The sequence below is a fragment of the Marinobacter alexandrii genome, from assembly GCF_005871205.1.
Classification (GTDB): domain Bacteria; phylum Pseudomonadota; class Gammaproteobacteria; order Pseudomonadales; family Oleiphilaceae; genus Marinobacter; species Marinobacter alexandrii.
Genome location: NZ_SWKM01000015.1, coordinates 413,216 through 426,834 on the forward strand (window position 1 = coordinate 413,216; position 13,619 = coordinate 426,834).

Genomic DNA, 13,619 nt, shown 5'->3' on the forward strand with positions numbered 1-13,619 from the left:
GTTTACTCCGCGATCAGCCGCTCAGGGATATCCAGCCCCTGTTCGCGGTAGAAACGTGCCGCGCCCGGGTGCAGTGGCATGGGCAGACCGGCAATGGCCTTCTCCAGCGCCATGGCTTTGGTGGCCGGGTGAATGTTGTTCAGGAACGGCAGGTTGGCGTAGATCGTCTTGGTGATCTGATAGACATCCTCTTCCGGGACATCGGCACGGGCCGCCATGATATTGGGCTGGGCAATGGTGTTGATGTCCTTATCCTGATTCGGATAAGTGCCGGCCGGAATGGTGTACGGGGTCCACAGCTCAAAGTCACTGTTTACCTGGGCCAGCTGCTCGGCCGTGAAGTCCAGGGTGGTAATGTCGTCGCCCAGATTGGCGTAGGCACGGGTCACCGCGGAAGCCGGTACGCCGGCGGGAATGTTCATGCCGTCAATGTTGCCGTTCTGCATGGCATCGGCACTGGGGCCATAGCCCAGGTAAGCGATGTCCACCTGTTCCAGATCAATGCCAACCTTACCCAGGATGAAGCGACCGGAGCCCTCGGTACCGGAGTTACGGGCACCAATGGAGAAGCTCTCGTCGTACAGGTTGGTCATGTCGGAAATAGTGCCGGTGTCGACCACACTGTTGCGCACAACAAAGTGCTCAACGTTTTGCCACAGCATGGAGACTGAGCGCAGGTTCTTGTATGGCTTGGGGACCGGACCTGTGCCATTCCAGGCGTAGGCGCCGTAGAGACCCTGAAGAATACCAAACTGAATCTGCCCTTCGTCCATCAGCTTGAGGTTCTCACCGGAGCCGGCGGAACTGATGGCAGAAACCGAGATATTGGTTTGCGGTTCGAGCTTCACCTTAATCAGCGTGGAGATTGCCACGCCGACTGGGTAATAGGTCCCACCGGTGGTGGCTGTACCCATCACGTAGTTGCCTTCGGCATGTACACTGGTTGACAGCGAAACGGCGGCTGCGGCAACCACACCCAGAGCGGATTTACACAGACTATTCCTGTTCATATGTCTTTATCCTCAGATGCTTATAGTTATTTCGGGGCGCTTCCTAACAAACTATCACGGTAGCTCTTTGACGAAACGACTGCCAGCAACACAGCACCTTCCTTCGACTTATGTCTTAGAGAGACTTAGCGCCTTTGGCCGGAAGCAAAAAAAAGCCCCCGTCATTACTGACGAGGGCTTTTTCGATTACCAAGCCAGCCCTTGCTGTTCAGCAGGGCCGGATCCGCCAGTTACGGCAGGTTGTGGTAACGCGCTTTGATGGCCTTATCGAAGCCGGCCAGGATTTCCGCGTGCGGCTTATCACCGAACTTGGAAACCAGAACAATGGCAATGGTCGCCAGGATGAAGCCCGGGATAATCTCGTACAGGTCCAGCAGGCCGCCGGACATGTTGCCCCAGATCACCACGGTGGCACCGCCAACAACGATACCGGCAATCGCACCGTTGCGGGTCATGTTACGCCAGAATAGCGACAGGATCAGAGCCGGACCAAAGGCCGCACCGAAACCAGCCCAGGCGTAGGAGACCAGCTCCAGAACCTTGCTGTCCGGGTTCAGACCCAGGATACAGGCGATGATGGCAATACCGACCACGGCAAAACGACCAACCCAAACCAGCTCTTCCTGGGAGGCTTCCTTGCGGAACAGCGCCTTGTAGAAATCTTCCGCCAGAGCTGATGAAGACACCAGCAGCTGGGAATCAGCCGTACTCATGATCGCCGCCAGGATGGCCGCAAGCAGAACACCGGCAATAACCGGATGGAACAACGCATCTACCAGCAGCATGAAGGCACGCTCGCCGTCGTCCAGCGGAGTCTCGAAGTAGCCAATGGCGGCGAAACCACACAGCAGTGCACCTAGTAGACCCATACCGCTCCAGATCACCGCAATGCGGCGAGCGGCGGGAACGTCATCTTCACTGCGAATAGCCTTGAAGCGCGCCAAGATGTGTGGCTGACCGAAATAGCCCAGCCCCCAGCCCAGCAGGGACAGGATGGACAGCGCACCCAGTGCAGCACCATCGGTACCGGTAAAGGCATCCAGGAACTCGGGGTTCTTGGCCTCCATGGCTGCAGAAGTCGCAGCCCAGCCACCGTCTGCATTGATCGCCATGATTGGGACCAGCAGCAACGCGACAAACATCAACAGGCCCTGGATAACGTCAGTCCAGGTTACCGCCAGGAAGCCGCCGAAGAAGGTGTAGGAAACCACAGCAATGGTGCCAACAATGACTGCCACGGTGTAATCCAGCCCGAAAACCGTCTCAAACAGCTTGCCACCTGCGACCAGGCCAGAGCTGGTGTAGAACAGGAAGAACAGCAGGATGAAGAAGGCACAAATGACCCGAAGGACACGACTGGTGTCGTTGAAGCGGTTCTCAAAGAACGACGGCAGTGTCAGCGAGTCGCCGGCAGACAACGAGTAGGTGCGCAGGCGGCTGGCCACAAACAGCCAGTTCAGCCAGGTACCAGCCAACAGGCCAACAGCAATCCAGATGGCTTCATAGCCAGCTGCGTAGGCGTAACCGGGCAGGCCCAGCAGCAGCCAACCACTCATGTCGGACGCACCGGCACTGATCGCGGAAGGCAGGGGGCCAAGACTCCGGCCGCCCAGGATGTAATCGGAAAGATTTGAGGTTCGTTTCCAGGCTACATAGCCAATGCCGAGCATTAGCAGAATGTAGGCCAGGAACGTAATGCTAATCCCAACACTGTTTCCTATCATTTCGGTTTTCTCCCCGTGCGCTATCTGGGTTAGTTATTATTGGCTTTGGAACGGCTCTCCTTCCGCACCCTGGACACAGGATGGGAAGGGCAGCCCGACGAACTCAAAACCATGACGGAACGGAACTACGCTCCAAGGCAAATTTCAGACCTGCGTACGTTAGTATTACTACGGATCTCAAACTTGCAAAATCCTACGATCTTTTTGATAAATCGTCCAAAAAGCCGGGATTTTTCAAAATCAGGCTATTTTTTCACCGAAACGTAGCTGTGAAGGCGTAGTGTCCCGATGCTTTCGCAGGGCATTGGTCAAGGCACTCTGCGAGGAAAACCCGGTGCGATAACCGACTTCTGAAATCGGCAAAGTCGTCGACACTAACAGCTGTGACGCCCGTTCAAGACGGGTCTGAAGAAGGAACTGGTGCGGGGTCACGCCAGTGGCGTCCCGAAAAATCTCATGAAACCGGCTCGCACTCAGGCAGGCCACGGCCGCGAGATCCCTGACCCGGATCTTCCGGTGCAAGTTATCCAGAATATAACGCTTGATGTGATCCGTGCGAATGGCATGGCGGCTGTACACCACTTTCGAACGCTGGTTCAGGCGCTCCGCCATGCAGTGAAGAATGCTGGCAGCCAGATGGTGCTTCATCACGTCGTTAGCCGGTGCCCGGTCAAATTCGCTCGCTGCGAACTGAATCATGCCCTGGAGTCGATCATCCAGGTGCAGGGTACGCGGTCTCTCAAACAGGGGCGCCAGACGTTCATAGGCGGCATTGGCGGGGGAGTGAATGGCGGGTAACCGGGGATTCAGATCAATCACAAGAACGTGATTGCGGTTGTCACCACAGTAATCATGGCGGGCCTCAGTGGGCACCAGACAGGCGCGAGAGTCGTCCAGATGAGATCCGTTGCCGTCGACACTCAAATTTGCCTCGCCTCGCACACCCACCACGATCTGATGATGCTCATGGCAGTGCTGATGAGAGGCGACGGGCAACTTCAGTAGTCGAGCATCCAACATAGACGCAAGCGCACCTTAATATTTGATAATATTGGTCAATTAAAGCAGATCTGAGTGAAATTTGCACACAAGGTCACGGATGGAGGCAGTTACCTGCTCAAGGGAGGCGGCGGCGTCCACTACGCTGTAGCGATCGGGGGCAGCCTGGGCACGTTCCAGGTAGGTATCACGGATGCGCTGGAAGAACGACACCGCCTCCTGCTCAAACCGATCCAGATCGCCACGACTACGCGCCCGCTTCATGCCGGTTTCAACCGGCGCATCCAGGAGGATGACATGATCAGGCCGTACGTCGCCCTGCACCAGGTTCTCCAGCATCGCAATTCGTTCGGATGAGACACCGCGGCCACCACCCTGATAGGCAAAAGTGGCATCGGTAAAGCGGTCACACAACACCCACTGCCCTCGATCCAGAGCCGGCAGGATACGGTTATTGAGGTGCTGGGCACGAGCCGCAAACATCAGCAGCAATTCGGTGGTCTCGTTCACTGGCTCATCCCGAGGCGCCAGCAAGAGTTCGCGGATGGATTCCGCCATGGGCGTACCGCCCGGCTCCCGGGTAACCACGACATCGACACCGAGCCCCTTCAGGGCGTCTGCCGCGTTGGCCAACTGAGTGGATTTACCCACGCCCTCAGTGCCTTCGAAGGTAATGAACTGACCGCGTCGGGTCATCATGAATCTCCGCTATCGCTGCTCGCATCGTTTTGGGCCGCCGGCGATGACCGGTAATCTTTACGACGATTGAGTTGGAACTCGCGAACGGCCTTCTGGTGCTCCGCGAGTGTTCGGGAAAACTTGTGAGTGCCATCCCCACGGGCAACGAAATACAGTGCATCACCGTCGTCCGGGTGTAGCGCAGCATGAATCGCCTCCCGACCAGGCAGCGCTATTGGGGTCGGCGGCAGGCCGTCAATACGATAGGTGTTGTACGGGGTATGGGTACGCAGGTCACGCTTGCCGATGCGCCCCTTGTAACGGTCACCCATGCCGTAGATAACGGTCGGATCGGTTTGCAAGCGCATACCTTTTTGCAGGCGGCGCACAAACACACCGGCGACCCGGTCGCGCTCATGGGTCGCGCCAGTTTCGCGCTCAACAATAGACGCCATGATCAGCGCTTCGTAAGGCGAACTGTACGGCAGGTCCGGTTCACGCGCGGCCCACTCTTCCGCCAGGACGGTTTCCATGGTGTCGAACGCCCGCTGGAGTAGGTCCAGGTCGGATTCCGTGCTGGTAAACAGATAGGTGTCCGGGAAGAAACGCCCTTCCGGATGCTCGCCCTCGGCGCCGACGGCCTTCATGATTTCGGCATCGCTCCAATCCCTGGTCACTTGCTCCAGGCGTTCAGTGCGCGCCAGCGCCGCCCGCATGTCACTGAAGGTCCAGCCCTCAATGAACTGCACAGACCAGTGTTTGGTGTCACCGGCGACCATGGCAGTGACCATATCAAGCGGGGTCATGCCGTTGGTGAACTCATATTCCCCGGCTTTGATTCTTGCCTGATCCGGGTACAGTCGCCCATGCACCCGCAACCACAGACTCTGTTTAATCAGCCCCTCTCGCTCAAGCATCCGCGCCACCTGACCGAAAGCCGTACCATTGGGCAGGCTGAACAACACCGGCTCGTCCAGAGCCACAGGTTGTTTGAGGGTTTGCAGGCCCTGCCAGGCCCAGAGCCCGGTACCTGCCGCTATCAATACCATCGCGCAAAGCGAGGCAGTCAGTAACTTCTTGAGCAAGGGAATTATTCCAGTAGATCGAGAGGATGCACGATTGTCGCAAGTCCGCTATCGACAGGCAAATCCTGATCGGCAAGACGCCGCACCGGAACCAGTCCGAACAAGCTGTTGAGCAGGAAAAGCCCCTGGCAGTCGGGGCCAGTCACATCGGCAATGGTCAGCGGCTGCTCCAGCACCGGTTCTCCGCGTTCACGCAGACGTTCCAATATCCACTCGCGCATGACACCGGCCACGGCCAGTGTTGAAACCGGCGGTGTGACGCAGCCATACCGGGTTTTGAGTAGCAGATTGGTTCGCGTGCCTTCAATCAGGTAACCGTCGTGATTTGACATAATCACTTCGAAGAGCCCGTCGTGCAGTTCACGGGCCGCCATCACCTGGTCGAGTCGGTTAAGGGATTTGATGCCAGCAAACATCGGATGAACCGACAGCGGTACTCGCGAGAAATCCGCCACCACCCCCCTGGCATCGGGCTCAGGCGGAAGCGAGGCCGCAGATAACAGGAGGTTCGGGCGCATGTTGTCATCCGGGCGATAACCACGCCCACCTGCGCCGCGGGTCAGAATCAGCTTCAATACCCAGCCACTGTCAAAGCTGTCGGCCCAGCGTTGTGCAGCCTGGGCGCACACGCCGTTAAGCTCCTCCCGAGACACCACGATTCCCAGCCGGGCGGCGTCACGGACAAGGCGCACGACATGCCTGGAAAGCAGAACGCCCTGTTGCCCCTGCATCCGGACAGTCTCGAACAGACCATCGCCGTAGGCCAACCCACGATCACTAGCCGGCAACCCGCCTTCATCCGCCCAGAACAGATTGAGCATGAGCTGGTTTAGTCCTCGTAGCGGCGGAAAATCAGTGTGCCGTTGGTACCGCCAAAGCCAAAGGAATTGGAGAGCGCGACGCGAACATCTGATTTGCGGCTCTTGTTAGCGACAAAATCCAGATCACAGCCCTCATCGGGGTTGTCCAGATTGATGGTCGGCGGCAACAGGCCATCGCGGATTGCCAGAACGGAGAAAATGCCTTCAACGGCACCGGCGGCGCCCAGCAAATGCCCGGTCATCGATTTGGTGCTGCTCATGGCCAGCTTTTCAGCGTGATCGCCAAAGACGGATTTCACCGCCGCCACTTCAGCAACATCGCCAACCTGGGTGGAGGTGCCGTGGGCGTTGATATAATCAACCTCATCCGGGCTCATTCCGGCATCGCGCAGGGCATTGTTCATGGAGCGGGCAGCGCCCTCCCCGCTCGCAGGCGGAGCGGTAATGTGGTGGGCATCATCGCTCATGCCAAAGCCGACCACTTCACCGTAGATGGTGGCACCGCGTTTCCTGGCATGTTCAAGGTCTTCCAGAACCACCACACCAGCGCCGTCGCTCAGAACAAAACCATCCCGTTCACGATCCCAGGGCCGGCTTGCCTTCTCCGGCTCGTCGTTGCGCGTGGACAGCGCCCGGGCGGCAGAAAATGCAGCAATCCCGGTTCGGGTCGTTGCCATTTCCGAACCGCCGGCGAGCATCACGTCGGCATCGCCGTAAGCGATGGTTCGGGCCGCATAGCCAATGTTGTGAGTGCCCGTGGTGCAGGCGGTTACGATGGCAATGTTGGGACCGCGATAGCCAAAACGGATCCCGGCATTGCCGGAAATCATGTTGATCACGGAGGCAGGAACGAAGAATGGCGACACCTTTCGGGGCCCGGACTTATCCATGGTCAGCACATTTTTTTCAATGTACTCCAGACCACCAATGCCTGAGCCAATGGCGATACCTACACGGTCTTTGTCCAGCGCGTCGTAATCATCCAGGCCGCTGTCGTCCACGGCCTGTTGGGCGGCAATCAAACCGTAATGGATGAAGGCGTCAAGCTTTCGGGCTTCCTTGGTGGACAGCCAGGGCTCAAGGTCAAGATCCTTTATGGCGCCGCCAATACGGGTGTTGTACCCGGACGCGTCAAAGCGCTCGATATTACCGATGCCACTGCGGCCCGCCCGTACGCCTTCCCAGGAACTTTTTACGTCGTTGCCCAAAGGAGACAACATCCCCATACCTGTGATGACAACCCGTCGTTTACTCATAAACTCTTTCACCCGATCCTTTTACAAGTGCGTCCGATCACCAATTGAACCTGAATTCCAACCAATAAAAAAGCCGCCCTTAGTTTAGAAACAAGGACGGCTTCTTGCCTGGCTTTTACTACTGCAGAGTATCAGGTGTGCGCGACAATGTAGTCAATCGCGTCCTGAACACTGGCCAGCTTCTCGGCTTCTTCGTCGGGAATTTCAGTTTCAAATTCCTCTTCCAGTGCCATTACCAGCTCAACGGTGTCCAGTGAGTCAGCGCCAAGATCCTCTACAAAAGAAGATGAGTTCTGAACTTCGGACTCTTTAACGCCCAACTGTTCACAAACGATCTTCTTCACGCGCTCTTCAACTGTACTCATAATGTCCTCACTTTATGTGTTAACCAAGCAACTTTGTGCTGCAAGTTTAATTTAAACCCCACCCGCAAACAAGCAGGGATTCGGTCAAACATGTTGTGTGACAAGGGCTTGCGTACAAGCAGCCGCCCCAGTCTATCCCATGTACATTCCGCCGTTCACGTGGATGGTCTCGCCACTCACGTATCCGGCTGCATCTGATGCCAGGAAGGCAACCACGGCTGCCACTTCTTCCGGCTCACCCAGACGACCCGCGGGTATGATTTCCAGCATAGTCTCACGCTGCTTGTCGTCCAGTTTTTTTGTCATATCGGTGTCGATAAACCCGGGAGCCACGCAGTTGGCGGTAATACCCCGATTCGACATTTCCTTGGCCAGACTGCGGGTAAAGCCCTCTACGCCTGCCTTGGCGGCGCAGTAGTTACCCTGCCCCGGATTTCCCATACCGGCCACCACGGAGCTGATATTGATAATCCGCCCCCACTTGGCCTTGGCCATGCCACGCAACACCGCCTTGCTGGTGCGGTACACGCTGGACAAGTTGGTTTCCAGAACCGCCGCCCAATCGTCTTCCTTCAGGCGCATCAGCAGGTTATCGCGGGTGATACCGGCGTTGTTGACCAGAATCTGAGGCGCGCCAGAGGTGCTGGCAATTTCCTTCAACCCGGCATCGATGCTTTCGGCCTCGGCAACGTTCATCACGATACCGTAGCCTTTCAGGCCCGCAGATTTGAGATCATTGGAAATGGTTTCGGCGCCTTCGGCACTGGTGGCCGTGCCAATCACTTCAGCACCCTGCTCTGCCAGCGCCCGGGCAATGGCCTTGCCAATGCCGCGAGTTGCACCGGTTACCAGTGCGGTTTTGCCTTCCAAAGACATGAATAACTCCCTTTTTTAGGACTGACTGAATGCGTCCAGCGCTTTCGCCAGTGAATCCGGCTCTTCGATACTGTGAACAGCCAGACCACGATCAATTCGCTTGATCAAACCGGCCAGCACCTTACCAGTGCCACACTCAACTGCAACCGACACACCGCTATCCACCAGGGTGCGCACCGAATCAGTCCACAGCACCGGGGAATATAGTTGCTTTAGCAGATTGGCCTTGAGTGTATCGGAATCCGTCTCAGCGACAGCGTTAACATTTTGTATAACGGGTATGACAGCGTCGTTAAAGCGCACATCTTCCAGTTCACCCGCAAGCTCGTCGGCAGCGCCTTTCATCAGCGCACAATGCGACGGCACACTGACCGGCAGCGGCATAGCCTTGCGGGCACCCTTTTCCTTACAGGCCTCAATAGCGCGCTCAACGGCAGCGGCCGACCCGGCAATAACAACCTGCCCCGGGGCGTTGAAGTTAACCGCTGCGACCACGTCGCCGTTGGCGGCACTGGCACACGCGGCCACCACGTCGTCGTCCTCAAGGCCTAGAATTGCGGCCATCTTGCCTTCACCGGCAGGTACCGCGTCCTGCATCAGCTCGCCACGCAGGCGAACCAGTTTAACCGCGTCGACAAAATCGAGACTCTCTGCCGCAACCAGCGCGCTGTATTCACCCAGGCTGTGGCCCGCCACAAAGTTGGGCCGGCCGCCACCCGCCACTTGCCAGTGACGCCACAGGGCAACACTGGCCGTCAGAAGCGCCGGCTGGGTAACCATGGTCTGGTTCAGTTCTTCGGCCGGGCCTTTCTGGCACAGCTGCCACAGGTCGTAGCCAAGGGCATTGGATGCTTCGGCAAAGGTTTTATTGACGATGGGCCACGCCTCGGCTGCCGCTGACAGCATACCGACTGACTGGGACCCCTGACCGGGGAAAATAAAGGCTGATTTCATAGTGAGGATCTTAACGTCATTGAAGTGTTACGGGTGATTAGCCAATAGTACAAGTTAAGCCAATTATCCGCGAATACACATCAAAAACGGGACCGACTTTAGTCTCAGAGATGTAGAGCCCTTCAGTCGTAAAGGCTTAGAGCATGAGGTCATCGAGGCGATCATTGATTCGTCGAGGGACTTCCAGCTCCACTTCACGAACTGCCTGGCGAATGGCCGCCAACATCGCGCGTTCATTAGCATTGCCATGACTTTTGATGACAACTCCCTGGAGCCCAAGCAGGCTTGCACCATTGTGACGTGACGGATCCATCAGCCGCAGCAGGCGACCGATAATGGGGCGCGCCATCATGCCGACAAAACGGCCGTAGAGCGTCCGGGTGAAAGCCTGTTCCATGAGCTCAATCAACAGACCAGCGACACCCTCCCCGGTTTTCAGCGCGATATTACCGACAAAGCCATCACAAACAACCACATCGGCAACATCCCGGAACAGGTCGCTGCCCTCGACGTAACCGATGTAATTCAATGTATCGCACTGGGCCAGCATGTGAGAGGCAAGACGCACTTGTTCATTGCCCTTGATTTCCTCTTCGCCGACATTCAGCAACGCCACGCGTGGCTCGGACTGACCCGACATGGCAGACGCCATCAGAGAACCCATCAGGGCGTACTGATAGAGATTTTCAGCCGTGGAATCGACGTTAGCGCCGAGATCAAGAACGTGGCAACGACCACGAAGAGAGGGGATAAGCTTGGAAATCGCCGGCCGTTCAATACCCGGGTACATACGGATCAGAGAACGACCGAACGCCATCAGCGCCCCGGTATTACCGGCGCTGACACAACCCTGAGCTTCGCCATCCCGGACCAGGCCGAGGGCGATCGCCATGGAGGAACTTTTTTTGTGGCGAAGGGCATGGGAGGGGCGCTCATTCATGCGCACCACATCCGCAGCCTCAACAATGCGAATTCTCGCATGCTCTTCACGCAACAAAGCCTCAAGCTCGCTCCGTATTCCTACCAGAACGATACTCAAGGCTTCGTTTTCACGCACCGCATCAAGCGCCGCGGAGACCACCACTGCGGCTCCGCGATCACCGCTCATGGCATCAATGGCGATGGTTACCGGCTTCACCGTTGCTCCATCAGTCATCGGGCGGTGCCTGATCGCAACTGAATTACTCGTCAGAAGCTTCGATTACCTGCTTGCCGCGGTAAAAACCGTCCGGAGAGACGTGGTGACGACGATGAACTTCACCGGTTGTTGAATCGGTGGACAGAGCGGCAGTGCTCAGGGCGTCGTGTGAACGACGCATGCCGCGCTTGGAACGAGTCTTGCGGTTTTTCTGTACAGCCATGATTATGCTCCTGACCTGTTTACGTAAATAAAACGTGTGTTCAGTGTAAAGCGCAGACTCTCAATCAGAGTCAGCACCTGCTTAGTGTTTCGTTTTCTTGAGATCCGCCAACACGCTGAAGGGATTCTCTTTTTTCGGCTCATCCGGCTGCGCCGGAGATCCGTCTGGCTCGTAGGCTTCCAGGTCTTCGCGGGCTGGACATTCACTGCGCTCATGGAGCGGAAATGCCGGCAGCACCAACAATAGCTCGTCCTCAACCATTGACCACAGTTCAGCACTGAAGTCATCCGTCAGGAACGGCTCAAGATCTTTCGGCAGCTGTTGCGCCTGCTCATCGCTGGTTACCAGCCCCAGCGTAAACTGGGAGTTCAGCGTTGTGCGCATGTCACCCATGCACCGCTGGCACTCAAGGCTAACCAGAGCCTCCAGCTCACCGGAGACAATACGACGGCGCTGCGCATCCATATAGAAGGACAGCTTAACGTTGCACACAGACCCTTCATCAACGCCCAGAACCGATTCCCGGAAACGAGTCAACGCACTGAGGGGAATGCTTCCCTCCAGCGTGGTGTTATGCTCCGCCAACCGATAAGGATCGACAGATTTAGGTAACTCGGCGTGTGACGCATTTGACATAGGCGCGCAATTTTAGGGGCGCAGCCCTCTGGTGTCAAAGACTTCGTTGTCTTTTGCCCGGAGGTTCCGGTGCAGATAGGTGTATCTTACGATAACCAACTTCGGGCAACTGCCCCGCTCGGCACAACCCTTAGTCATAACTCAGCCATAACTAAGCCATAACCAATCCATAAAAGGAAACGCCCGATGTCATCGCGCCCCTTACTTCTTGCCTCATCATCCCCATACCGCCGGGAACTGCTGGAGCGATTCGGCCTGCCATTCGAGACCGCAAGCCCCGACATCGACGAAAGCCCCAGGCCCGGCGACAGCCCGGAACAACTGGCCACCCGCCTGGCAGAATCCAAGGCTCGCGCCCTGGCAAACCAATACCCACAACACTGGATCATTGGCTCCGACCAGGTGGCCTGCCTGCCCGATGGCACCCTGTTATCAAAACCGGGCAGCCATGAGCAAGCCGTCAGCCAATTGCAACGCAGCAGCGGCCAGACCGTGCAATTCCTGACCGGCCTCACCCTACTCGACCCAAGCGCAGACCGGGCACAAGCCCACTGCGAGCGCTTTTCCGTGCAATTCCGGGAACTGTCCGAGGAAGAAATCGAAGGCTACCTAAACAAGGAGCAGCCCTATGACTGCGCTGGCAGCTTCCGCATGGAAGGCCTGGGAATCACGCTATTCAAAGCCATGGAGGGGCGCGACCCGAACAGTCTGATTGGCCTGCCCCTGATCGCGCTGAATGACATGCTGAGAAACTGGGGACTCAATCCACTGCTGACCCGCTAAGCAGCGAATCAGCAGAGAGTGTTAGCGCAGCTCCAGCCGGGACTCCAGCATCTGGCCGGCAAACCCTTCCCCGAAAGCGACGCCAAGCTGATCAACAATATCCTGCAGCGGTGACTTACGCCGACTGTAATCCACCAGATCCTCCTGGCCTACGAGCTGTCGCGCCACCCAGGAGGAACTGCCAAGCCCGTCAATGAGCCCCAACTCTTTGGCCTGCTCGCCACTCCAGATCAGACCACTGAACAGACGCTCGTCATCGGCCAGCCGATCACCCCGACCCGCTTTCACCGCCTCAATGAACTGCTCATGGGTGTTCTCCAGCACGCCCTGCCAGAACACCACCTCTTCCTCCTGTTCTGGCGAGAACGGATCCAAGAAGGCCTTGTTGTCACCAGCAGTGTACAACCGACGCTCAACTCCCAGCTTCTCCATCACTCCAGTGAAACCAAAACCACCGGCAACAACCCCGATGGACCCCACCAGGCTGGCTCGGTTGGCATAGATTTCATCGGCAGCGGAGGCAATGTAGTAGGCGCCCGAGGCACCAACATCGGAAATGACTGAGTACACCTTCTTGTCCGGATACTCCTCGCGCAGGCGCTTGATCTCATCGTACACGTAGCCAGACTGCACCGGGCTTCCGCCAGGACTGTTGATGCGCAACACCACGGCCACGGCATTCTTTTCCTCGAACGCCGTGCGCAGCGCGCCAACGATGTTGTCGGCGCTGGCCAGCTCATCGGCAGCAATCGGCCCATTGATCTCAACCAGCGCGGTGTGCTTACCGGTCGCCGAGTCGATGGTATCGCCGAGTGGAAATTTGAACATGAAAAGCAGAGCGAACAGATAGCCGAACGTCAGGAACTTGAAGAATATCCCCCAGCGACGACTGCGACGCTGCTCCGATTGCAGCGACATCACCAGCTTTTCGATCAGCTTCCAGTCTCGCCCGGATTCGGGAGGCAGGTTTGGCGTCTTTCGGCCCGCCTTGGGCTTGGCACCACCCTCTTGCTCCACCGGCTTATCGCCCCAATCGGGGTTATTATCGGAATCCCAGTCAGTCATGCATAC

At 57.2% G+C, this 13,619-nt stretch carries 15 protein-coding genes; 1 reads left to right on the forward strand and 14 read right to left on the reverse strand.

What is annotated here, in order from left to right; genetic code table 11:
* Nucleotides 1-2 precede the first annotated feature (2 nt).
* The 13 genes from FCS96_RS18040 to FCS96_RS18100 form a co-directional block, all read right to left on the reverse strand.
* Nucleotides 3-1,010, reverse strand: a complete 1,008-nt coding sequence (locus FCS96_RS18040; protein ID WP_138441751.1) for a TAXI family TRAP transporter solute-binding subunit — start codon at nt 1,008-1,010, stop codon at nt 3-5.
* Between the two features lie 230 nt (nt 1,011-1,240).
* Nucleotides 1,241-2,731: a sodium/proline symporter PutP gene (gene putP, locus FCS96_RS18045; protein WP_407658126.1), complete on the reverse strand. Its 1,491-nt coding sequence runs from the start codon at nt 2,729-2,731 to the stop codon at nt 1,241-1,243.
* Between the two features lie 243 nt (nt 2,732-2,974).
* The gene (locus tag FCS96_RS18050) at nt 2,975-3,754 is read right to left on the reverse strand and encodes an AraC family transcriptional regulator (RefSeq protein WP_138441753.1); all 780 of its coding nucleotides are present in this window, start codon (nt 3,752-3,754) and stop codon (nt 2,975-2,977) included.
* A 39-nt stretch (nt 3,755-3,793) separates the two neighbouring features.
* Nucleotides 3,794-4,429: a dTMP kinase gene (gene tmk, locus FCS96_RS18055; protein ID WP_138441837.1), complete on the reverse strand. Its 636-nt coding sequence runs from the start codon at nt 4,427-4,429 to the stop codon at nt 3,794-3,796.
* Nucleotides 4,429-5,496: an endolytic transglycosylase MltG gene (gene mltG / locus FCS96_RS18060; protein WP_348501011.1), complete on the reverse strand. Its 1,068-nt coding sequence runs from the start codon at nt 5,494-5,496 to the stop codon at nt 4,429-4,431. Before mltG ends, tmk begins: the two co-directional genes overlap by 1 nt.
* A 5-nt stretch (nt 5,497-5,501) precedes the next feature.
* On the reverse strand, nt 5,502-6,317 hold the full coding sequence (locus tag FCS96_RS18065; protein ID WP_138441754.1) for an aminotransferase class IV: 816 nt from the start codon (nt 6,315-6,317) through the stop codon (nt 5,502-5,504).
* Nucleotides 6,318-6,325: 8 nt separating this feature from the next.
* The gene (gene fabF / locus FCS96_RS18070) at nt 6,326-7,573 is read right to left on the reverse strand and encodes a beta-ketoacyl-ACP synthase II (protein ID WP_138441755.1); all 1,248 of its coding nucleotides are present in this window, start codon (nt 7,571-7,573) and stop codon (nt 6,326-6,328) included.
* A gap of 131 nt (nt 7,574-7,704) precedes the next feature.
* Nucleotides 7,705-7,938 (reverse strand): acyl carrier protein, encoded by a 234-nt coding sequence (acpP, locus tag FCS96_RS18075; RefSeq protein ID WP_012136033.1) that lies wholly within the window; start codon nt 7,936-7,938, stop codon nt 7,705-7,707.
* 132 nt (nt 7,939-8,070) lie between these two features.
* Complete coding sequence (gene fabG / locus FCS96_RS18080) at nt 8,071-8,814, reverse strand: 3-oxoacyl-ACP reductase FabG (RefSeq protein WP_138441756.1); 744 nt, start codon at nt 8,812-8,814, stop codon at nt 8,071-8,073.
* A gap of 15 nt (nt 8,815-8,829) precedes the next feature.
* Entirely contained in the window at nt 8,830-9,768 is a 939-nt protein-coding gene (gene fabD, locus FCS96_RS18085; RefSeq protein WP_138441757.1) for an ACP S-malonyltransferase, read from the reverse strand.
* Between the two features lie 136 nt (nt 9,769-9,904).
* A complete protein-coding gene (gene plsX, locus FCS96_RS18090) occupies nt 9,905-10,924 on the reverse strand; it encodes a phosphate acyltransferase PlsX (protein WP_138441758.1) in 1,020 nt (339 codons plus the stop codon).
* 25 nt (nt 10,925-10,949) lie between these two features.
* Nucleotides 10,950-11,129, reverse strand: coding sequence for a 50S ribosomal protein L32 (gene rpmF / locus FCS96_RS18095; protein WP_138441759.1), 180 nt, complete (start codon nt 11,127-11,129; stop codon nt 10,950-10,952).
* 81 nt (nt 11,130-11,210) lie between these two features.
* Nucleotides 11,211-11,765: a YceD family protein gene (locus tag FCS96_RS18100; protein ID WP_138441760.1), complete on the reverse strand. Its 555-nt coding sequence runs from the start codon at nt 11,763-11,765 to the stop codon at nt 11,211-11,213.
* Nucleotides 11,766-11,951: 186 nt separating this feature from the next.
* Between FCS96_RS18100 and FCS96_RS18105 the strand changes: the two genes are divergently transcribed.
* On the forward strand, nt 11,952-12,548 hold the full coding sequence (locus FCS96_RS18105; RefSeq protein ID WP_138441761.1) for a Maf family protein: 597 nt from the start codon (nt 11,952-11,954) through the stop codon (nt 12,546-12,548).
* Between the two features lie 21 nt (nt 12,549-12,569).
* Here FCS96_RS18105 and FCS96_RS18110 read toward each other — a convergent pair whose 3' ends face one another.
* Complete coding sequence (locus FCS96_RS18110; protein WP_138441762.1) at nt 12,570-13,613, reverse strand: S49 family peptidase; 1,044 nt, start codon at nt 13,611-13,613, stop codon at nt 12,570-12,572.
* Nucleotides 13,614-13,619 lie beyond the last annotated feature (6 nt).

Coding starts and splice junctions, on each gene's coding strand:
- fabF (WP_138441755.1), bottom strand. CDS start 7,573: ATGAGTAAACGACGGGTTGTCATCACAGGTATGGGGATGTTGTCTCCT.
- FCS96_RS18065 (WP_138441754.1), bottom strand. CDS start 6,317: ATGCTCAATCTGTTCTGGGCGGATGAAGGCGGGTTGCCGGCTAGTGAT.
- tmk (WP_138441837.1), bottom strand. CDS start 4,429: ATGACCCGACGCGGTCAGTTCATTACCTTCGAAGGCACTGAGGGCGTG.
- FCS96_RS18105 (WP_138441761.1), top strand. CDS start 11,952: ATGTCATCGCGCCCCTTACTTCTTGCCTCATCATCCCCATACCGCCGG.
- acpP (WP_012136033.1), bottom strand. CDS start 7,938: ATGAGTACAGTTGAAGAGCGCGTGAAGAAGATCGTTTGTGAACAGTTG.
- fabD (WP_138441757.1), bottom strand. CDS start 9,768: ATGAAATCAGCCTTTATTTTCCCCGGTCAGGGGTCCCAGTCAGTCGGT.
- rpmF (WP_138441759.1), bottom strand. CDS start 11,129: ATGGCTGTACAGAAAAACCGCAAGACTCGTTCCAAGCGCGGCATGCGT.
- FCS96_RS18040 (WP_138441751.1), bottom strand. CDS start 1,010: ATGAACAGGAATAGTCTGTGTAAATCCGCTCTGGGTGTGGTTGCCGCA.
- FCS96_RS18050 (WP_138441753.1), bottom strand. CDS start 3,754: ATGTTGGATGCTCGACTACTGAAGTTGCCCGTCGCCTCTCATCAGCAC.
- plsX (WP_138441758.1), bottom strand. CDS start 10,924: ATGACTGATGGAGCAACGGTGAAGCCGGTAACCATCGCCATTGATGCC.
- FCS96_RS18110 (WP_138441762.1), bottom strand. CDS start 13,613: ATGACTGACTGGGATTCCGATAATAACCCCGATTGGGGCGATAAGCCG.
- FCS96_RS18100 (WP_138441760.1), bottom strand. CDS start 11,765: ATGTCAAATGCGTCACACGCCGAGTTACCTAAATCTGTCGATCCTTAT.
- fabG (WP_138441756.1), bottom strand. CDS start 8,814: ATGTCTTTGGAAGGCAAAACCGCACTGGTAACCGGTGCAACTCGCGGC.